The organism is Pseudomonas sp. SMN5 (genome assembly GCF_052041925.1).
GTDB lineage: Bacteria > Pseudomonadota > Gammaproteobacteria > Pseudomonadales > Pseudomonadaceae > Aquipseudomonas.
On sequence record NZ_JBKGGX010000020.1, the window covers coordinates 1 to 20,301 of the forward strand.

At 60.2% G+C, this 20,301-nt stretch carries 13 protein-coding genes; 4 read left to right on the forward strand and 9 right to left on the reverse strand.

The window, feature by feature from the left end; genetic code table 11:
• Nucleotides 1-317: 317 nt before the first annotated feature.
• Nucleotides 318-1,286 (forward strand): GTPase, encoded by a 969-nt coding sequence (gene yjiA, locus ACLEJR_RS19415; RefSeq protein ID WP_440815866.1) that lies wholly within the window; start codon nucleotides 318-320, stop codon nucleotides 1,284-1,286.
• Between the two features lie 118 nt (nucleotides 1,287-1,404).
• Here the strand turns inward: yjiA and ACLEJR_RS19420 are convergent, their stop codons facing one another.
• The 3 genes from ACLEJR_RS19420 to ACLEJR_RS19430 form a co-directional block, all read right to left on the reverse strand.
• Nucleotides 1,405-1,935, reverse strand: coding sequence for a hypothetical protein (locus ACLEJR_RS19420; RefSeq protein ID WP_440815868.1), 531 nt, complete (start codon nucleotides 1,933-1,935; stop codon nucleotides 1,405-1,407).
• A gap of 199 nt (nucleotides 1,936-2,134) precedes the next feature.
• Complete coding sequence (gene glyA, locus ACLEJR_RS19425; protein ID WP_053153674.1) at nucleotides 2,135-3,388, reverse strand: serine hydroxymethyltransferase; 1,254 nt, start codon at nucleotides 3,386-3,388, stop codon at nucleotides 2,135-2,137.
• Between the two features lie 235 nt (nucleotides 3,389-3,623).
• A complete protein-coding gene (locus ACLEJR_RS19430; RefSeq protein WP_440797809.1) occupies nucleotides 3,624-7,472 on the reverse strand; it encodes a sensor domain-containing protein in 3,849 nt (1,282 codons plus the stop codon).
• A gap of 271 nt (nucleotides 7,473-7,743) precedes the next feature.
• Here ACLEJR_RS19430 and ettA point away from each other — a divergent pair, with 271 nt between their 5' ends.
• A complete protein-coding gene (ettA, locus tag ACLEJR_RS19435) occupies nucleotides 7,744-9,408 on the forward strand; it encodes an energy-dependent translational throttle protein EttA (protein ID WP_440797807.1) in 1,665 nt (554 codons plus the stop codon).
• Between the two features lie 196 nt (nucleotides 9,409-9,604).
• On the opposite strand, the gene lanM is transcribed toward ettA, so the two are convergent.
• The 6 genes from lanM to ACLEJR_RS19465 form a co-directional block, all read right to left on the reverse strand.
• Nucleotides 9,605-12,688: a type 2 lanthipeptide synthetase LanM gene (gene lanM, locus ACLEJR_RS19440; RefSeq protein ID WP_440815870.1), complete on the reverse strand. Its 3,084-nt coding sequence runs from the start codon at nucleotides 12,686-12,688 to the stop codon at nucleotides 9,605-9,607.
• 83 nt (nucleotides 12,689-12,771) lie between these two features.
• Entirely contained in the window at nucleotides 12,772-12,933 is a 162-nt protein-coding gene (locus ACLEJR_RS19445; protein ID WP_440797804.1) for a hypothetical protein, read from the reverse strand.
• Between the two features lie 476 nt (nucleotides 12,934-13,409).
• Nucleotides 13,410-13,901, reverse strand: a complete 492-nt coding sequence (locus tag ACLEJR_RS19450) for a GreA/GreB family elongation factor (protein WP_440797802.1) — start codon at nucleotides 13,899-13,901, stop codon at nucleotides 13,410-13,412.
• 70 nt (nucleotides 13,902-13,971) lie between these two features.
• Nucleotides 13,972-14,328 (reverse strand): hypothetical protein, encoded by a 357-nt coding sequence (locus ACLEJR_RS19455; RefSeq protein ID WP_440797801.1) that lies wholly within the window; start codon nucleotides 14,326-14,328, stop codon nucleotides 13,972-13,974.
• A 112-nt stretch (nucleotides 14,329-14,440) separates the two neighbouring features.
• On the reverse strand, nucleotides 14,441-16,294 hold the full coding sequence (locus ACLEJR_RS19460) for an Lnb N-terminal periplasmic domain-containing protein (RefSeq protein WP_440815873.1): 1,854 nt from the start codon (nucleotides 16,292-16,294) through the stop codon (nucleotides 14,441-14,443).
• Nucleotides 16,295-16,380: 86 nt separating this feature from the next.
• On the reverse strand, nucleotides 16,381-16,869 hold the full coding sequence (locus tag ACLEJR_RS19465) for a DUF3015 domain-containing protein (RefSeq protein WP_440797797.1): 489 nt from the start codon (nucleotides 16,867-16,869) through the stop codon (nucleotides 16,381-16,383).
• Between the two features lie 282 nt (nucleotides 16,870-17,151).
• Here ACLEJR_RS19465 and ACLEJR_RS19470 point away from each other — a divergent pair, with 282 nt between their 5' ends.
• Together ACLEJR_RS19470 and ACLEJR_RS19475 are read left to right on the forward strand one after the other, a co-directional pair.
• Complete coding sequence (locus ACLEJR_RS19470; RefSeq protein ID WP_440797795.1) at nucleotides 17,152-19,590, forward strand: Lon protease family protein; 2,439 nt, start codon at nucleotides 17,152-17,154, stop codon at nucleotides 19,588-19,590.
• A 357-nt stretch (nucleotides 19,591-19,947) separates the two neighbouring features.
• Nucleotides 19,948-20,289: a PA4575 family protein gene (locus ACLEJR_RS19475; RefSeq protein WP_440797793.1), complete on the forward strand. Its 342-nt coding sequence runs from the start codon at nucleotides 19,948-19,950 to the stop codon at nucleotides 20,287-20,289.
• Nucleotides 20,290-20,301: the final 12 nt, after the last annotated feature.

The following is a 20,301-nucleotide window of genomic DNA, read 5'->3' on the forward strand; positions in this document are numbered from 1 at the left end:
CTGTTGAGGCACTGTCCGGGTTGAATTAACCCTTGTGGGAGTGAGCCTGTGTGGGAGCGGGCTTGCCCGCGAAGGCGGTGGGTCAGTCAGTGAAGAGGTCGGCTGATAGATCGCTTTCGCGAGCAAGCTCGCTCCCACATTGTTTTTTTGTGGTCTCGGGATTTGCATCCACCACAAATCCCTGTGGGAGCGGGCTTGCCCGCGAAGGCGGTGGATCAGTTGGCGAAGATGTCGACCGGTAGATCGCTTTCGCGAGCAAGCCCGCTCCCACAGTTGTACTGTGTGCTTTCTTTTTATTTCGCAGCAGGAGAATCACGTTGTCCTCTCCCATCCCGGTCACCATCCTCAGTGGCTTTCTAGGCGCTGGCAAGACCACGCTGTTGCGTCATCTGCTCAAGGCCGAGCACGGCTTGAAAATCGCTGTGATCGAGAATGAATTCAGCGACGCCGGTATCGATACCCAGCTGCTGGGCGACGAGCCGGTGCAGGTCATGACCCTGGCCAATGGCTGTGTGTGCTGCACCATTCACACTGACTTGACCAAGGCTCTGTACCTGCTGCTCGAACGGCTCGACAGCGGTGAGATCGCATTCGACCGCCTGGTGATCGAATGCACCGGCCTGGCCGATCCGGCGCCGGTGGCGCAGACGTTTTTCATCGACGAGGACTTGCGCGAGCGTTATATCCTCGACGGTATCCTGACCTTGGTGGATGCCGCCCACGCCGAGCTGCACCTGACCCAGGCCATCGCACAGGCCCAGGTCGGATTCGCCGACCGCCTGCTCTTGAGCAAGACCGACCTGGTGGACGCGGCCCATGTCCAGGCCTTGGGCGAGCGGCTGACGCGTATCAACCGGCGGGCGCCGATCCGGGTGGTGGAGCACGGCAACATTGATCTGGCCGAACTGCTCGACATCCGTGGCTTCAACCTCAACGCCGACATGGGCGCGGGGTTCAGCTTGCGGCCGGTCGTACCGTCGACCAGCGCTGATCGCATCAGCAGCCTGGTGCTGCGCACCGACAAGGCGCTGGATATCGACCGGCTCAGCGGGTTCATGAACGAGTTGCTGGAGGCGCATGGCAAGCAATTGCTGCGCTACAAAGGCGTGCTGAACATTGCCGGCGAACCGCGTCGATTGGTGTTCCAGGGCGTGCTCAAACTCTACGGTTTCGACTGGGACACCGAGTGGGCCCCAGGCGATGTCCGGGAAAGCGTGATCGTGTTCATAGCCGACGAGCTGCCCGAGGAAAAAATTCGCGCCGGCTTCGAAGCCATCCTGGCCTGACGCCCCCGGTACCTGCGGCCATCGACAGCTGTTGCTCAAGATGGCCCAGGTGCTCATCCATCAGGCGCGTGGCTTCGGCAATATTGCTGCTCTCCACCGGAGTTCTCCTACGACGCCCTTAATGAATACTCAAGATGAACGTTATCCTTGATTTCTCTTCTGTCTTGGCGAGGTAGATATAAGGCGAGCCCGGTATCTTTAATCCACCCACATATTTTCTGTTGGTCGTCATGAGCGAGACAGGCAAGTGGATAGAAGAGATGTCTTTGCGCGTAATAATATTTCGTCGATGATCGACGAGATTGAAAAGCGTTGGGTTTCGGGTGTTTGGATGTTGGGCCCCCAACACTTCCAGCCAACTCCGGCTGATGAGCTTGTCGTAGTATTCACCGGGGTTTTTGATGCTCAGGATGTAGCCATCTGCGGTATGTCGAAAATGCAGGCGCAAGGGCGGGCTGTCGGTATCCCGGGCGTTCGGGTACATCCCGAGCAGGCTGGAGTGATCATGGGGTTGGGGCTGACCGGTAAAAAAACCACCACTGAACGAACGGATGGTTGCCATCGCAGGCTTGCCATGCAGGTGCTCAAGTAGATTGATACGGGCTTCGTGCATTCTAAGTGTTGCGGTAAAAGATGAGTGACTGTCCATGTTGATGAGTCCTTGTTTGTTAATTGACTGAAGCGGACTCGATGTTATGGATTTGTTGTCAAGTTGTGGGATTGGATGTATTGCAGGGCAATACAATCAAGTTGGGATTTAAATAAGTTGTCAGTTGTTTTAGATGGGGCCATAAGAAAGGCCCGCCTCTTTCGAGGCGGGCCTTTCTTAGTGCATTGCGTCGGGAGAATTAAGCGCCGTATACCGGCAGCTTCTTGCAGATGGCCTTGACCTTCTCACGAACGGCGTCGATGACCGCTTCGTTGTTCAGGTCAGCCAGGATGTCGCAGATCCAGCCGGCCAGTTCCTTGCACTCGGCTTCCTTGAAGCCACGGGTGGTCACGGCCGGGGTGCCGAAGCGCAGTCCGGAAGTCACGAACGGGGAGCGTGGGTCGTTTGGCACCGAGTTCTTGTTGACGGTGATGAACGCCTTGCCCAGCGCCGCGTCGGCATCTTTGCCGGAGATGTCCTGCTTGATCAGCGACAGCAGGAACAGGTGATTTTCCGTACCACCGGATACGACGTCGAAGCCGCGCTCGATGAACACGCCGGCCATGGCCTTGGCATTCTTCACGACTTGCTGCTGGTAAGCCTTGAACTCAGGCTGCAGCGCTTCCTTGAAGCAGATCGCCTTGGCCGCGATCACGTGCTCCAGCGGGCCGCCTTGGGCGCCTGGGAACACAGCGGAGTTGAGTTTCTTCTCGATGTCGGCATTGGCGCGAGCCAGGATCAGGCCGCCACGTGGGCCGCGCAGGGTCTTGTGGGTGGTGGTGGTCACCACGTCGGCGAACGGCACGGGGTTCGGGTAGACGCCAGCGGCGACCAGACCTGCCACGTGAGCCATGTCTACGAACAGATAGGCACCGACCTTGTCGGCGATTTCGCGGAAACGTGCGAAATCGAGCACTTGGGAGTAGGCGGAGAAACCGGCCACGATCATCTTCGGCTTGTGTTCCAGGGCCAGGCGCTCGACTTCGTCGTAGTCGATCAGGCCGTTGCCGTCGATGCCGTACTGGATGGCGTTGTACAGCTTGCCGGAGGAGGAGACGCTGGCGCCGTGGGTCAGGTGACCGCCGTGGGCCAGGCTCATGCCCAGAATGGTGTCACCGGCCGACAGCAGCGCCAGGTACACGGCGGCGTTGGCCTGGGAACCGGCGTGTGGCTGGACGTTGGCGTAGTCGGCGCCGAACAGTTGCTTGGCGCGGTCGATAGCCAGTTGCTCGACCACGTCGACGTACTCGCAACCACCGTAGTAGCGCTTGCCCGGGTAGCCTTCGGCGTACTTGTTGGTCAGTACCGAACCTTGAGCTTCCATCACCGCAGGGCTGGTGTAGTTTTCCGAAGCGATCAGCTCAATGTGCTCTTCCTGGCGCTGAGCTTCTTGCTCCATGGCGGCAAAGAGATCGGCGTCGTACTTGGCAATAGTCAAATCACGGCTGAACATGGCGGTCCTCAAGGATCGGGGCAGAAAAGGGGGGCATTCTAACCCAACCGCTTTTGGAAGGCATATGAAAGGACGTCATGTCGCGGACGAATGGGATTCACCCAGCCTTTGCGGGCCTCATCGCGAGCAGGCTCGCTCCCACAGTGATCCTTGGGTGTCCCTGGATTTACTTACACCACAGTTCCTGTGGGAGCGAGCCTGCTCGCGATGAGGCCAGCCCAGGCACCACAAAGCCTCAGTCGAGCATGAACAGCGCATCATTGCTGAACTGCGCCTCGAACCGGTTGGCCGGCATCGGGCGGCCGAACAGGTAGCCCTGGACTTCATCGCAGCCGTGTTCACGCAGGAAGTCCAATTGCTCGTGAGTCTCGACGCCCTCGGCGATCACCGCCAGGTTGAGGCTGTGGGCCATGGCGATGATCGCCCGGGCGATCTGCGCATCCTGCTCGCCGGACGGCAGGCCGTCGACGAAGGTGCGGTCGATTTTCAACACGTCGATGGGGAATTGTTTCAGGTAGTTGAGGGATGAATACCCGGTGCCGAAGTCATCCACGGCGATGCTCAGGCCCAGGTTCTTCAGCCCGGCAAGGATCTGCATCGCCTCGCTGACCTCGCGCATCAGGATACTCTCGGTCAGTTCCAGCTCCAGGCAGGCCGGCGGCAGGCCGGTGCTGCGCAGGATATTGGCAATGCGGGTGCCGAGCTGACCGTCGGAGAACTGCCGGGCGGAAATGTTGACCGAGACCTTGGGCACCCGGACCTTGGCCTGGTGCCAGGTCTTGAGCTGTCGGCAGGCTTCGTCGATGACCCAGTCGCCCACGTCCACCACCAGCCCGAGCTCCTCGAGCACCGGAATGAAGTCTCCCGGCGGCACCAGCCCACGGCGCGGGTGACGCCAGCGTAGCAGGGCCTCGGCGCCGGTCAGGCGCTTGCCGTCGCCGCTGAACTGCGGCTGGTAATACAGCACGAACTCGTTCTGCTCCAGGGCATGGCGCAGGTCGCTTTCCAGTTCCAGGCGCTCCAGGGCACTGGCGTTCATGTCGGCCTGGTAAAACTGGAAGTTGTTCTTGCCGCGCTCCTTGGCGTGGTACATGGCGGTGTCGGCGTTTTTCATCAACTGGCTCAGTTCGTTGCCGTCCTGGGGACTCAAGGCGATGCCGATACTGGCGGTGACGAAGAACTCCCGGCCTTCGAGCACGAAAGGCCGGACCAGGCTGGCAAGGATCTGCTCGGCCACGGTAATCGCCCGGTTCAGCGCCATTTCGCGACTGGCGCGCGGTTGCAGCAGCAAGGTGAATTCATCGCCCCCCATGCGTGCCACGGTGTCGTCATCAGCCACGCACCCGAGCAGGCGCGTGGCCATTTCCTTGAGCATCCGGTCGCCGGCGGCGTGGCCCAGGGAGTCGTTGATCGGCTTGAAGCGGTCCAGGTCGAGGAACATCAGCACCACCCAGGTCTTCTGCCGGTCGGCCGATTGCAGGGCGGTGTGCAGGCGATCCTGGAACAGCGTGCGGTTGGGCAGGTGGGTCAGGGCATCGTAGTAGGCCAGGCGGTGGATGCGCTGCTCGCTGGCCTTGCGTTCGCTGATGTCGCTGAAAAAGCACACATAGCTGGCCAGGTCGCCCTCGTCATCGAGCACGGCGGTGATGCCGACCCAGGCCGGATAGTGTTCGCCATTGCGCCGCTTGAGCCAGACTTCGCCTTCCCAGGTGCTGTGCTGTTGCAATTGCTTGAGCACGTAGCGCAGGTGGGCTTCCTGCTGCTCGTCTACCGTCAGCATGTTGGGCAATTGGTCCAGCACTTGCGAGACGGCGTACCCGCTGACGCGGCTGAACGCTTCGTTGGCCTGGACGATGTAGCCGGCCGGGTCGGTGATCAGAATGGCCGAGGTCGAGTGTTCGAATACCGTGGCGGCCATGCGCAGGTCTTTTTCGGCGCGCCGTTGCTGGCTGATGTCGCGGCCTACGCCCAGCACGCCTTCGAACGCGCCGTGATCGTCCCATACCAGCACCAGCCGCAACTCGATGGGGATCTTGCGCCCGTCGGCCCGAAGGCAGTCGAACAGGAACAGCTGGGTCTGCATCTGGTTGCGCAGCTCGGACAGTTGCTCGGGCTTGTCGAGGGCCTTGCTGACCCGGTCCATCAGGCTGTAGATACCGGTCAGTTGCTGCGGGTTGGCAATGATCGACTGCCAGCCGTTCTGGAAGATCCAGTCGGCGTCGTAGCCCAGCACGGCCTGCACCGACGGGCTGACGTAGTTGAGCGAGAGTTTGCTGTCGGTGGAGAAGATCACATCGCTGATGCTTTCGGCGAGCATCCGGTAGCGCTGTTCGCTGTCGCGCAGCGATTCGCTGGCCTCGATCTGCTCGGTGATGTCCTTGGCCACGCCAATGATCCGGGTCACCTGGTCATGCCGGTCGCGAGCCAGCGCTTGTTCGCGAACCTCGAAACGTCGCCATTTGCCATTGCGATGGCGAAAGCGCAACTGGCATTGCAGCAGTTGCGTATAACCGCCCCGGCGTTGTTCCTGGCGCAATTGGTGGTAGTGATCGGCGTCTTCGCTGTGCAACAGGATTTCCCAGAAATACTCGCCCATCTGGTGCAGCTCGGTGCGGTCGTACCCCAGCGTCTGGCCCAGGTGATGGTTGCTGAAAATCATCCGCTGGCTGATGACGTCCTGCACATAGAGATGGTCCGGCACCGTGCGCACCACGTCGGACCAGAAACCCTCGCGCTCGAGCAACGACAGCTCCACCAGCTTGCGGCTGGTGATGTCGCTGATGCTCAGGATGACGGCGTTGTAGTCATCCTGGTGTTCCGGCAAGCGCAGCACCAGCCACAGGTGCTGGTCACGACCGTGGGCATCCTGCAGCCTGATCTCCAGTTCCAGCTGTTTGTGCGGGTCGAGCAGTGCCTGGAGCAACCTGTAGCCAACCGGGTTGGTGTCCTGCACGCCATTGCCCACCAGCAGTTGCCAGGCCTGCTCACAGGAGTCGACGTTGAGCAACTTCAACGCCATCTGGTTGACCTCGGTGACGATCACTTCCTGCTGCAACTGCTCGAGCTGGTGCGGGACTTCCAGCCAGGCGCGCAACTGATCGCCGTTGTGCAGGCCATTCCTGGCGAAGAATGCCTTGAGTCCCGACAGATCCAGCACGCACAGGGCCACACCGGTGCCTTCGAAAATATCCTGGTAGCGCCGACGACCTTCGTGCAACTGCCGCTGGCGCCGGCGCATGTTCAACAGTGCAATCACTGGCAGCAATGAAAACGCCAGGCCCAACAGGCATTTGCCAATGAATGCCGGCAGCAGTTGCTCGATCACCTGGCGCCGGTCGAAAAGGCCCCGCAGTTGCCAGTCGCTGCTGCTCAGGGGCACGGTCAGGACGGTATTTTCCAGATCATCGACCGACAGGCGGGCAGTCTCGGACGACGGCAGGCTCTCATCGCGGCTGATGACCTGTTGGTTGAGGCGGTTCTCCACCAGCCACAGCGGACGCAGGCCGACATCGGCCTGTTTGGTCAGCGTGGTGAAAAAGTTCGGCGTCAGGCGCAGGGCCCAGTAGCCTCGGCTGCTGCCGCTGGCCTGATGCAGCAACAGATGCACCACGGAGCCGTCTTCGGCATTGCTGAAATAATGGGCCTGGGCACGACTGCGCCGCACCAGCTCAGCCAGGTAATCGGCATCCTCGCTGTCGACATCGCTGTCGCTGAGCACCCGGCCGGATGGGCTCAGCAGCGCCAGGCTGCGCACCTCCGGCAACGACTGTTGGAGCTTGCGTACCAGTGCCTGCTGTTCGTCGGCGGTTTGCGGTTGTTCGACGATCGGTAGCAGATTGAGGGCGATCTGCGCGTTCAACGCCATGTTCAGGCTGACTTGGGCGGCCAGGTCGGCGGTGTAGTCGATGGTGTATTGACGCTGGTGCTGTTGGTTTTCGCGCAGTTGGTCGATCAATTGCCAGAAGAGCAGTCCCAACAACAGCAGGACCAGCGTCGCCAGGGCACCCTTCAGAGTCCCGCGCAGGGGCGAGCCGGGCACTGCGGTCGGTGCGCGGGGGGACGGGGGCGGCGTGACGTTGGACAAGCTGTAATCCTGCGGTTTGCTGGACTGGCGCGACACGCACTATAAGCCGGACGCCCGAAGGGCGGCTAGCATGCCTTGACTTGTGGCAAAGTGCCAGTCCTTCGCGGCTGGACCTTGACCGACGGTTGAGGTAGCTTTGCCGGTCAGACAAGAGCGTTCCAGCTCCAGATTCCCAGGCTCTATCCGCCCGCAGGCATTGATGACCGTCAAGTGCCGGCGCTGCGCATGGCCTGGCTTGTTCTTTTCACCTGTCACTGACGCTAGGTTCTCCATGGCTCAATACGTCTTCACCATGCATCGGCTGAGCAAAGTCGTTCCGCCGAAGCGGGAAATCCTGAAAAACATCTCGCTGTCGTTTTTCCCCGGCGCCAAGATCGGCGTGCTGGGCCTCAACGGTTCGGGTAAATCCACGCTGCTGAAAATCATGGCCGGCGTCGATACCGAGTTCGACGGCGAAGCCCGTCCGATGCCGGACCTGAATATCGGCTACCTGCCCCAGGAGCCTCAGCTGGACCCGACCAAGACCGTGCGTGAAGTGGTCGAGGAAGCGGTCAGCGTCATCAAGGACGCCCAGGCCCGCCTGGACGAGGTCTACGCCGCCTACGCCGACCCGGACGCCGATTTCGACAAGCTGGCCGCCGAACAGGCCAAGCTCGAGGCGATCCTGCAGGCCAGCGATGGTCACAACCTGGAGCGCCAGCTGGAAGTCGCCGCCGATGCGCTGCGCCTGCCGGCCTGGGAAGCGAAGGTCGAACACCTCTCCGGTGGTGAAAAACGCCGGGTTGCCCTGTGCCGCTTGCTGCTGTCCGCCCCGGACATGCTGCTGCTCGACGAGCCGACCAACCACCTGGACGCCGACTCCGTCGCCTGGCTCGAACACTTCCTGCACGACTTCCCGGGCACCGTGGTCGCGATCACGCACGACCGTTACTTCCTGGACAACGTTGCCGGCTGGATCCTGGAACTCGACCGCGGCGCAGGCATTCCGTACGAGGGCAACTATTCGGGCTGGCTGGAAGCCAAGTCCGAGCGTCTGGCCCAGGAATCCAAGCAGCAGTCGGCCCATGAAAAAGCCATGAAGGAAGAGCTGGAATGGGTGCGCAAAGGCGCCAAGGCCCGCCAATCCAAATCCAAGGCCCGTCTGCAACGTTTCGAGGAAATGCAGTCCCAGGAATTCCAGAAACGCAGCGAAACCAACGAGATCTACATCCCGGCCGGTCCGCGCCTGGGTGACAAGGTCATTGAATTCAAGAACGTCACCAAGGGCTATGGCGACCGCGTGCTGATCGACAACCTGTCGTTCTCCATGCCTAAAGGCGCCATCGTCGGTGTGATCGGCGGTAACGGCGCAGGTAAGTCGACGCTGTTCCGCATGCTGATGGGCAAGGAAACTCCGGATTCGGGCAGCATCGAAATCGGTGAAACCGTGCAACTGGCGTGCGTCGACCAGAGCCGTGAAGACCTGGACGGCAGCAAGACCGTGTTCCAGCAGATCTCCGACGGTTCCGACCAGATCCGCATCGGTAACTACGAAATCCCGTCGCGTACCTACGTGGGGCGCTTCAACTTCAAGGGCGGCGACCAGCAGAAGTTCGTCAAGGACCTCTCCGGTGGTGAACGTGGCCGCCTGCACCTGGCGTTGACGTTGAAGGAGGGCGGCAACGTCTTGCTGCTCGACGAACCGTCCAACGACCTCGACGTCGAAACCCTGCGTTCCCTGGAAGAAGCCCTGCTGGACTTCCCGGGCGCCGCCATTGTGATCTCCCACGATCGGTGGTTCCTTGACCGCGTGGCGACCCACATCCTGGCCTATGAGGACGATTCGCAGGCGGTGTTCTTCGAAGGCAACTACACCGAGTACGAAGCCGATCGCAAGAAACGCCTCGGCGAAGCGGCTGCCCAGCCCCATCGCGTACGGCACAAGAAACTGGCCTGATTTGGTTGGTTGCATGAAAAAAACGGAGCCCTCGGGCTCCGTTTTTCATGGGCGCAATTCCTGTAGGAAGTGAATGATCCCTGTGGGAGCGGGCTTGCTCGAGAAAGCGATGGCACATTCACTATCAACGCTAGCTGATAAGCCGCATTCGCGGGCAAGCCCGCTCCCACGCAGGATATTGTGTTGTCCGATAGGCCTAGGCCCGCGCCGCGAAATCCAGGGTAAGCACATTGGGAATCGTCTGATCCATCGCGTACAGCAGTGCATAACCCGCCCCGGCAATACCGGTCAGCAGGCTGACATCGGGAACCCGGTCGCTGTCCATGAAAGGCCCTTCAAAGAACTGCCGGATGACCTGGTCAATGGCTTGTTGGACTCTCAGGATGCCTTCGCAATTGCCCGAGCGCCGATACCCGTCGAACAGACAGATCAGATTGCCCAGATCCCCGTGACAAAGGTTGTAGCCGTCGCCAAACCCGTGTTGCCAGAGGTTGTCCTCGCATCGCTGTATGTCGTCGAGCACGGTTTGCCGGGTCGTTTCGTCCAGGACGTCTCCCATGGATTTCATCAGCTGTCGTCGGGCAATGAGGATGCCACCGTCGCCGTGGCACCACTTGGTCGAATGCTGCACATGCCCATGGTTGCGCAGGTCGAGCCAGAAGCCGTCCCGGCTCAAGCGGTTTTCGCCTTCGAGCACCTGGACGGCGAGGGCCACCAGCGCTGCATCGCCGGTGACGTCATAGGCCCTGCACAACCCGTGGATGACGCCCGATAGGCCATGGGACAAGCCAGTCAGGATGACGGATCGATCATCGCGTCGCAGCAACTGGCCTTCTTCAATCAGTAGTTGATCCTTGATGTAGTCGACCATGCGTCCGATGGCTGAGAGCACATCCTCACGGGCAGACAGCTCATGGATGTTGGCCAGCAGCGTCACCGCGCCACAGCAGCCACCCAGGAAGTCGAAGTCATACTGCTCGGGCGGTACGTCAAGCAGCTGCTGCAACAGGCTGGCGATCTTTTCGTCATGTGTTCCGTCTGCGGTGATCTGGCGACGATTGATCAAGAGATACAGATAGGCCCCCAGCCCGTGATACGCGCTGATGCTCAGGTCGCTTTTGAAAAAGCCGAAGTGTTGCTCCAGTGAGCGCAGGATCTGATCCAGGAGCGACAGACAGTGAGGCTTGCCGCTCACCTTGAACAGGCTCAGGTAAAACAGCCCGAGACCAGCGATGCCGGAATACACGCCGTGATCCATGGGGGAGGGGTATTTTCCCTGGGTCGAGGGGTGCAGATGAAAAGACAACCACCTGACGTCCGTTGCCGATCCCTTGACTGCAAGCTCCTCCAGGCGAGCGCCGATCTTCAGGACCGCATCGAGTCGGTTCGCCTGGGACGGCTTTTCCGGCTTCCCACCGGTTTGCCGCGCCGGTAAGGCCGGGCGTGGGCTCTGTTCTGGAAACAGACAGAGTTCCAGCAGTGTGCGTTGCAGTGCCTTGTCTGCCTGGGACAGGCCGGCGATCTTTTGCAAGCAGCTGGTTAGCGGCGGCTCCACTTGTGCCAGGTCAATGGTGACACCTTGTGCGCTGGTCATGCGGCTCGTGTCGAGGGGCATAGTGAAACAGGGAATGGCGGATCGTTGCAGGTCGGCTATTTCATGGCGGGGGATGTCTTTTTCCCGGTAAGGCTCTTTCACGTCTCTCCAGAAGGTGGCCAGCAGAAGTTCCCGATCCAGCATGTTTTGCATGAAGCGTGGGTGGCGGCTCAGGCCGATGAAGTCGGCGTAGCGCTGGGAGTTTTTCAGCAGGACCCGGGTGGAGAGTTGGTTCGCCGATTGTTCAAGCATTTGCATCAGGCTATGGCGATGGCTTATCAACTGGTCATAAGCATATTCAAAACCCTGGAAGAACGAGGTCCTGTAAGTTTCCAGCCCTTTGCGTTCACCCAGTAGCAACGGCAGATGCTTTTGCGCCAATTGATGTTCGAATCTGATCCTGCGTAGATGATAGAAGCCGTCATCGAAAACCAGCGAGTGCCGGGTGGAGATGAACAGCTCCTGTCGTGTCAGGCCGCTCTGGTCGTTGCTGGATTTTTGTGAGAAGGGCACGAAGCCGCTGGAGCAGACCGACTGTTGGATCACCTTATACGTATTGGACAACGCGCAGCCAGCCGGCAAATCCAACAGTACTTCGCTCGTTGACGCGGTGAACAGGCATTCCAGGTCGATCATGACCGGGCTGCTTCCATGCGCAATGATGTTTTCATAATGGAAGTCGATGCCGTTCAGTGCGTGGATAACGGCAATCTGTGCGCCCATCTTTTGATAAAACAGCTCAACGTCCGCTTCGCTTGCGCACGGCACGTTATCGATTTTCTCGACCCAGCTATGACGCTCGCGACTGAGAATTCGTGGCGCGTGAATGGAAAAACATTCGGCTTGCGTCCACTCGTGCAATTGCCCGATAAGCCCGTTGTAAAAAAGCGCTTCGCGGCTTGCCCTGGGCTTGTACACCAGGTAAGTCGTGGCAACTTTAACCTGGCAGACCGTTTCGCCCCGACCGTGGGGATCACCTAGCCCAAGTTCAATGGCATCGATTTTGCGCGACGGGATCGCAAATGCATGCTCCAACCGGTCCACATCGTCGGCAAAGTTCAGAACGACCGCGTACAGATAGTTGATCGTGTCCTCCAGCATCCCCAGCAACAGGGTCGCCAGCACGGGATAAGACTCGAAGAGTTTCAACAGCGGCAAAGTTCGCAGGCGTTCATTGAAGCGGCTCAAGTCAGTGTCGTCGCCACTGGCGATCCGCGTGTTCAGATAATGGACCAGACTCTGTTCCGCCGTGCGTCCGACCCGAGCCAGGACATAACGCTCAAGGCTGGCAAACACTGCCGGTTCGTCGATGTACCTGGACGCATGGCCGTAGCGTGGGTCCGTCTTGAACGAATCGAGGAAATAAAGAAAAAAACGATAGCCAAACCAATAAAAATTCTCGTCGTTGCTGCCGACCGCTTTCGTATCGATGTACTGGCGATCAAGCCGGACAAGCTTTTCCTTCAAGGCCTGCAGGGCGGTTTCGCCATCGTGGGGCAAGGGCTGGGTATTGGCGGGGTCGTTGATGTACGAAGTCAACTGCTCCCTATCCAGTCCAAAGTGACTCAACAAGGCCTGGTCGTCACCATGCAGGCGGGTCAGGTTGTTTTCAAACAGGGTGATGTCGGAGGCTGAGGCGAATCTGCACTGGCCGCGCTGATTCAACTTCAATGAGTTAACGAGCATGTCGTGGTTCCTGACATGGATAGAGCAGGCGATGCCTGCTCTATGTTTATCGGTGTTGCTGGTTCAACTAACGATCAGGGCGATCAGCACATGACGGTCGAACATTCCAGGTTAGTGCAGGTTCCGAAGGTGTTGCACTCCAGTGTCGTTGCCAGAATGGCCCCGATATTGTTGTTGGCAGGCGCTTGATAGGCATCGAACTCGGAATAGAAGTCGCCGGACATGTTCAGGATTTGTTCGCTCATCGTGTTTTCCTCATCAGTTATAAATCCATTGCAATGACCCAGTGGTCGTTCGGGCGCTACTAAGCGCACCCGGATTGCAGGATGTTAATGACGCGTTCATGGGTAGGGATCAGGGAGTCTCAAAGTCCTGTTGGGCAGGCGCTTCGATAGGTAGGAATCAGCACAAAGTAGCGGTGCAGTTTATGGTGCCGCACTCGACAATGGTCAGCATTGCTGATTCGCTACCGGGACTGTTTAGCTGTTGGTAGGAGTTGAAGTCACTGTCGAAGTTACCTGACATTGCAAGTAGTCGTTCGCTCATTGTGTATCGTCCTCTTGGTTTTTTTGCACCGATTCATGTGCGGGAAAAACAGTACCACGCTGCCGTATCGACACCAACTTTGCGTTATGACTTCATGTTGCAGTTACATATTGCTACAGGCGCAATAGTGATTTTTTTAGTTGGTTGTTAGTGCGATTAAGATGCGGTCGTTGAGCTAATCAAGTTCTATGGCAACTATTTCAATGGCGAGATCTCCTATCGGTCGCTGCCACACTACTTCGTCGCCTACCTTCGTTCCCAGCAGCGCTCGCCCTAATGGCGAGCCCCAGTTGATCAGCCCGGTGGCCGCGTCGGCCTGGTCTTCACCCACCAATTGCACCCGCTGTTGGCGGTCCTGTTCGTCGACGAAAGTCACCCAGTGTCCGATCCGCACTTGCTCGGAGGATGTAGGCGCCACCACTTGAGCGCTTTGCACGCGCTGATTGAAATAGCGCAGGTCGCGTTCAAGATCGGCAATACGCTGCTTGTCCGCCTGATCCGCCCTGGCGACTTGCTGAGCGTGCAGCGTCTGCAAGTGGGCAACCCGGGCCTGCAATTGGGCGAGCCCGGCGGGCGTGACGTAGTTGGGTTGCGCGCTGACCTGGCGTTCGACCGGCTGGTCGGCTTGGGCAGCGGCGTTGTCTTCGTTGACGAAGGCGCGGCTCATGGTGTTCTCCTCTGTTGGAGTTTGGGCCATGGTCGCAGGCATTTGGTTTCGCGGGATGTCTATGCGCGACTCATTGCGAGCGATACGCCCGGGCGGCGTCCCGGTCCTTTTCCTGTTGCCAGGCACGTTCGCGCTCGTCCCAATGGCGCTCACGGTAGGCGTCGCGTTCCTGGCTTTCGCGCATGGCCTGGCATTGGCGGAACCCGTCGCTCCACCCCTCGGCGTAGCGTGGATCCTTGAGGTAGCGCGGCACGTCCTTGCGGAACTGGCCGGTGATCGCCCCGGCCGCTTGCCGGCCACTGCTGCAACCGTCGTCATAGCCGTCGGCAAACGCCGCTGGAAACCCGCGGGCAATCAGGTCTTCGTGGGTGGTTTCACAACCGCCAAGCATCATCAATACCGCCAGTACCGCTATCGCGCGCCTCATGTCCTGCCTTCCGCCTCCACTTATACGATAAGTCTAGAAGCGGATTCGTCAGGCCGGTGTGAAAGCCCTGTGATTAATCCGTTTGCCCTGTCGAGGGGTAGGCTATCGATGCTCAGTAGTGATACCACTTCACCTCAAGCATCACCTCGTTCTGGGGCGTGGCCAGGTGGCTGAATTCACGCTGGGCACTCAAGCGCAGGCCGAGGTTGCGCGACAGTTCCCATTGCTGGTTCAGACTCAGGCTACGGCGCACTTCACCGTTGACGAAATAGTCGCCCTTGGCTTCCAGGCTCAGGTTGCCCAGCGGGTTCTTCCACAGCACGCCGCTGTTGAAGCCGGCGGCGGGGGAGATGAACTGGGCGAAATCATTGTTGTGCTCTACCCGCACCGTGCCCAGGGCAAAGCCCAGCATGTCGTCGCCCAACGCCCACGTTCCCCCCGCGCCGCCGTTGACGTGGCTGACCAGGTTTTCATCGTCGTGCTTGCCGGGCACCCGCTCCAGCCCGCCGGTCACTTGCCAGGACAGCGGCTGCAACAGCTCGTTGCGCGGGGTCAGGGAGCGAATGGTCGCCAGGTCCAGTTGCTGCACCTGCCATTCATTACCTTCGTACTGGCGTAGCTTCAGTTGGAGAATTTCGATCTGTGCCCCTAGGGGAAAACTCTCGGCGTTGTCATTGAGGTCGTGGTAGGCCATGCGCAGGCCATACTCGCCGAATGCCCGGTCGCCGCGGGTACCGAGGCCTGCCTGCCAGGTACGTGACTGATGACCGTCCTCCGGCAGACCCGGCTGCGGGATGTCGAGTTCCGGCGCCGGATTGCGGTTGATCGCCCGCAACAGTTCGAAGCTGCGCTGGGCGCGTTGCGGATCGCGTTCCTGGCCGTTGGCCCGGTAGCGCTCCAGTCGATAGGCCGCATCGACGATCAGTGCCTGGCGCTTGCGTGGCAGCGCCTTGAATTCGGGTGTTTGCAGTTGCTGCTGGTCGGCACTGACTTTCAGTACCCATTGTTGTTCGTCGTTGCTCAGCGGTTCGGCGCGGCTGAGCAGCTCTCGTTCGCGGGACGGTCGATACTGGATGCTTTCCACAAGCCCGGCGTCTTTCACCGCCTTGACCGTGTCGGTGGGGATTGCCGTCAGCGGGAACTGTTCTGTCAGGCGCAGGCTCGGGCGGGCGACCTGAAGCAGTTCGAGCAGGCGGTAAGAGCAGTTTTCGTCAAAGAAGAAATAATCGAACTGGATCTGCTTGAGTTCCCAGACGTGCTCGACCATGCGTTCGGTTTCCGCCTGGCTCAGGTTGAGGCGGTATTCCCACAGGTCGCGGTTCTCCAGGCTACGGTACTCGGAGAGTTTTTCCTGGTAGGGCACCAGGGCAAACAGGCCCGGATAGCCGCCCATCAGGCCTTTCCAGGCATAGAGAATGCTGTTGTCGGAGCCTTCGATGTAGGCGCCGAAATTGATTGCGTAACTGAGCAGGGCGGTCTTGTCACTCTGCACGTCGGCCTGGTCGATGCGCAGCAGCGTGTGGCCGAACATCGAGGAGGGGCTGTTGAGATAGGCGGCGGGGAAAATCATCACTGCGCTGTGGGGCGACACGTCCTTGAACCACTGGGTGAATTCGCTGCAATCGACCGCTGGCAGGTCCGTCAGGTTGAGCTGTGCCTTGAGCCAGCGGGTACGTGCCGGGTACACGCATTGAGCATGCTGCTGCCCGGCGCTGGCCGGGCCATACAAGGCTTGCAGCGTGGCGGTCAGTTCGCGGTCGGGATGTGCATTGCCGTCGGAGGCGAGGAAAAATTTCTTGTCGCTGATATAGCTGCGCCAGCCACCCAGCTTGGCGGCTTCGTAGTGACCGAGGGAAATCCAGAAGCGGTCATTGGCCAGTTGCTGCAAACGTTGGGGATCGACATGGGGCGCGGCGGACAGCGGGGCGCACACACAGAGCGCCAGCCAGGCAAGGCGTTTGAGCATAGTCGGCTACTTGGAAAGTCGAAAAAAAGACCAAAAGGGCCCAGAAAAGAAAAACCCGCTCCCCGGAGGGAGCGAGTGTGGCGAGCTTAGGCTTGAGTTGCGTACTTGGCCAGACGAGGATCGCTTTTCAGCACGGCCAGGGTGTTGGCATGCACGTCTTCAGCGGTCACGTCAGCCTTGCTGAAGATCTGCTGGAAGTGCTCGTGGGTGACGGCAGAGAAGTGCGCACGGTCTTCCGGCGCCACGCCCAGTACCACGGCGTAGGTGGTCAGCGCCTCGCCCTGACCCTTGGCCATGTCTTCGGACAGCTCGTTCATCATGCCATTCATGGCCAGCCAGGACTTGCCGCCGTAGGTCAGTGCGGCGTTGGTCGAGCAACCGTTGGTGCCGGAGGTCATGCCGAAGGTGGCGTTACCGGAGGTGCCGTTGGTGGTGGATGCCAGGAAGTGCGCCGGGGTGCCACGCTGGCCTTCGAACAGCATGTTGCCCCAACCGCAGTCCGGGCCGCCCGGGGCCTGAGCCATGGCGTTGATGGAAACAGCGGTGAAGAGAGTACCGAGAAGAATCCGTTTCATAGCTATGTTCTCTTTATGTGCATACCAATGGACAGGGTCTGGCCCGTGCCTGTGGGGCCAGGTGCCAGTGGGCCGGTTATTGTTCCAGCCGCGCAATTTGGAGTTTAGGCACGATCCGAGGGTTCCGTGACTTTTTGCAAAAACTATCGTGCACGCCGCGGGCCTGCTGGCCTGGGTCCGGGTGGTTCCTGGGCTATGCTTTGGCCTGAGGCGCTCCTTGCCAGTCAGGTACAGGCAGCGCCAGAATGCCGCTATCTGCCCCGCCTGATGTAAGGAAGCCCGATGCCTGATCCTGTTGCTGCCAGCTTGCGTCTAGCGCCTGAAGCGCTGACCCGTCCGTTTTCCGCTGAACAGTTCAGCTTCTCTACCACCAATGATCTGGAGCCCTTCCGCGGTGTGCTCGGCCAGGAACGTGCGGTCGAAGCCTTGCAGTTCGGCGTGGCCATGCCACGCCCCGGCTACAACGTATTTGTCATGGGCGAGCCCGGCACCGGCCGGTTCTCGTTCGTCAAACGCTACCTCAAGGCCGAAGGCAAGCGCCTGCAGACCCCGGCTGACTGGGTCTACGTCAACAATTTCGATGAGCCTCGCGAGCCCCGTGCCCTGGAGTTGCCGTCGGGCGCCGCCGGTGCCTTCATCGCCGACATCAACGGTCTGATCGACAACCTGCTGGCGACATTTCCGGCCGTGTTCGAGCATCCGTCCTACCAACAGAAGAAAAGCGCCATCGACCGTGCCTTCAACCAGCGCTACGACCGCGCCCTGGATGTGATCGAACGCCTGGCGCTGGAAAAGGACGTCGCGCTGTACCGCGACAGCAGCAACATCGCCTTCACCCCGATGAGCGATGGCAAGGCCCTGGATGAGGCGGAATTCGCCCAGTTGCCGGAGTCCGAGCGCGAGCGTTTCCATGAGGACATCTCGAGCCTGGAAGAGCGCTTGAACGAAGAACTGGCCAGCCTGCCGCAGTGGAAGCGCGAGTCCAACAACCAGTTGCGCCAGCTCAACGAAGAAACCATCACCCTGGCCCTGCAACCCTTGCTCGCGCCGTTGTCGGAAAAATACGCAGAGAACGCGGCGGTCTGCGGTTACTTGCAGGCGATGCAGGTCAATTTGCTCAGGACCGTGGTCGAGCAGTTGGTGGACGACAGCAAGACCGACGCCGTCGCCCGCAAACTGCTGGAAGAGCAGTATGCCCCGAGCCTGGTGGTGGGCCATCCGTCCAGTGGCGGCGCGCCGGTGGTGTTCGAGCCGCACCCGACCTACGACAACCTGTTCGGACGCATCGAGTACAGCACCGACCAGGGCGCGCTCTACACCACCTATCGGCAGTTGCGTCCGGGTGCCTTGCACCGGGCCAACGGCGGCTTCCTGATCCTGGAAGCGGAAAAAATGCTCGGCGAGCCGTTCGTGTGGGATGCGCTCAAGCGCGCCCTGCAATCGCGCAAGCTGAAAATGGAATCGCCGTTGGGCGAGCTGGGGCGACTGGCCACGGTGACCCTCACGCCGCAACACATCCCGTTGCAGGTCAAGGTGGTGATCATCGGCGCCCGCCAGCTTTACTACGCCTTGCAGGACCTGGATCCGGACTTCCAGGAGATGTTCCGCGTGCTGGTGGACTTCGACGAAGACATCCCCATGGGCGACGAGAGCCTGGAGCAGTTCGCCCAGTTGCTCAAGACCCGTACTTCGGAAGAGGGCATGGCGCCACTGACCGCCGATGCGGTGGCGCGCCTGGCGACCTACAGCGCACGCCTGGCCGAACATCAGGGACGGCTGTCGGCACGTATCGGCGACCTGTTCCAGTTGGTCAGCGAAGCGGATTTCATTCGCCAGCTGGCCGGTGACGAGATGACCGACGCCGGCCACATCGAACGCGCCCTCAAGGCCAAGGCCACCCGCACCGGGCGCGTCTCGGCGCGAATCCTCGACGACATGCTGGCCGGGATCATCCTGATCGATACGGACGGCGCCGCCGTGGGCAAATGCAACGGGCTGACGGTGCTGGAGGTCGGTGACTCGGCGTTTGGCGTGCCGGCGCGGATTTCTGCCACGGTGTACCCGGGCGGCAGCGGCATTGTCGACATCGAGCGTGAGGTCAACCTCGGCCAGCCGATCCACTCCAAGGGCGTGATGATTCTCACCGGTTACCTGGGCAGCCGGTATGCCCAGGAATTCCCGCTGGCGATCTCGGCCAGTATCGCCCTGGAGCAATCCTATGGGTATGTGGACGGCGACAGTGCGTCCCTTGGCGAGGCGTGTACGCTGATCTCGGCGCTGTCGAAGACGCCGTTGAAGCAGTGCTTCGCCATCACCGGTTCGATCAACCAGTTCGGTGAAGTGCAGGCGGTGGGTGGGGTCAACGAGAAGATCGAAGGCTTCTTCCGCCTTTGCGAGGCCCGTGGGCTGACCGGCGAGCAGGGCGCAATCATCCCGCAGGCCAACGTCGCCACGTTGATGCTGGACGAGAAAGTGCTGGCCGCGGTGCGTGCCGGGCAGTTCCACGTCTATGCCGTGCGCCAGGCCGACGAAGCCTTGAGTCTGCTGGTGGGCGAGCCTGCCGGGGAGCCGGATGAAAACGGTGACTTTCCGGAGGGCAGCGTCAACGCCCGGGTGGTGGAGCGGTTGCGAGTCATTGCGGAAATGATCAGCGAAGACGATATCAAGGAAGCGGAAAAGGAACTGGCGCAGCAGGCATTGGCCGAGGCCAAGCCGGCTTGATGGACGTCTGATCGCTGGGAGCCAAATCACTGTGGCGAGGGAGCTTGCTCCCGCTGGGCTGCGAAGCAGCCTTCTTTATGAACGCTTCGCGCTCAAGCGGGAGCAAGCTCCCTCGGCACGGGGTTTAGTGCTGTCATAAGTAACATTGCACAATAGTTTTTACGGTGTGTTCTTGGACAAAATGCCACTACCCTGGCGCCAATATTCACACTATGACCACTCGGCGCATTCTGGTCTCGAAATCCCATGGGACCGGAACTTATCTTCTATCCTCAGCTCAAGGATAACGAGAGCCATCATCGGATCGAAACAGCCTCATTCCGGGGCTGAATACCGGATCTACCGAGGGGCGCCGCCATGTCGCGCAACCTTTGCCTCACTCGCCAATGCCTGGGCCTTGTCACCCGTATCGAATGCGCTGTCCGCCCGCTGGCGGGTGATACCGGTATGTGGACCTTGCTCTTCGCCGCCGGAATGGCCGGTGAACAACCGTCAGCCATCAAGGCCCAGGGCCCGTTTGCCGGTCCGAACGCTGCCGAATCCATCCTCGATACCATCGTCCAGAGCCTGACTCTGCACGGCTATGAGGTGGCCAATGACCCGCAGATCTGGTGCCTGCACATGCAGGCCCAGCTGCGTGAGATCAATGGTGGCCGTTGTCGCAACGTCGGTGGTTTCGAGTTCCGGCCGTTGCATTGACGGGTGTCCACG

Excerpts from the sequence above, each read along its gene's own strand:
- ACLEJR_RS19420 (WP_440815868.1), bottom strand. The coding sequence starts at position 1,935 with ATGGACAGTCACTCATCTTTTACCGCAACACTTAGAATGCACGAAGCC.
- ettA (WP_440797807.1), top strand. The coding sequence starts at position 7,744 with ATGGCTCAATACGTCTTCACCATGCATCGGCTGAGCAAAGTCGTTCCG.
- glyA (WP_053153674.1), bottom strand. The coding sequence starts at position 3,388 with ATGTTCAGCCGTGATTTGACTATTGCCAAGTACGACGCCGATCTCTTT.
- ACLEJR_RS19445 (WP_440797804.1), bottom strand. The coding sequence starts at position 12,933 with ATGAGCGAACAAATCCTGAACATGTCCGGCGACTTCTATTCCGAGTTC.
- ACLEJR_RS19455 (WP_440797801.1), bottom strand. The coding sequence starts at position 14,328 with ATGAGGCGCGCGATAGCGGTACTGGCGGTATTGATGATGCTTGGCGGT.
- ACLEJR_RS19465 (WP_440797797.1), bottom strand. The coding sequence starts at position 16,869 with ATGAAACGGATTCTTCTCGGTACTCTCTTCACCGCTGTTTCCATCAAC.
- lanM (WP_440815870.1), bottom strand. The coding sequence starts at position 12,688 with ATGCTCGTTAACTCATTGAAGTTGAATCAGCGCGGCCAGTGCAGATTC.
- ACLEJR_RS19475 (WP_440797793.1), top strand. The coding sequence starts at position 19,948 with ATGTCGCGCAACCTTTGCCTCACTCGCCAATGCCTGGGCCTTGTCACC.
- ACLEJR_RS19450 (WP_440797802.1), bottom strand. The coding sequence starts at position 13,901 with ATGAGCCGCGCCTTCGTCAACGAAGACAACGCCGCTGCCCAAGCCGAC.
- ACLEJR_RS19470 (WP_440797795.1), top strand. The coding sequence starts at position 17,152 with ATGCCTGATCCTGTTGCTGCCAGCTTGCGTCTAGCGCCTGAAGCGCTG.
- ACLEJR_RS19460 (WP_440815873.1), bottom strand. The coding sequence starts at position 16,294 with ATGCTCAAACGCCTTGCCTGGCTGGCGCTCTGTGTGTGCGCCCCGCTG.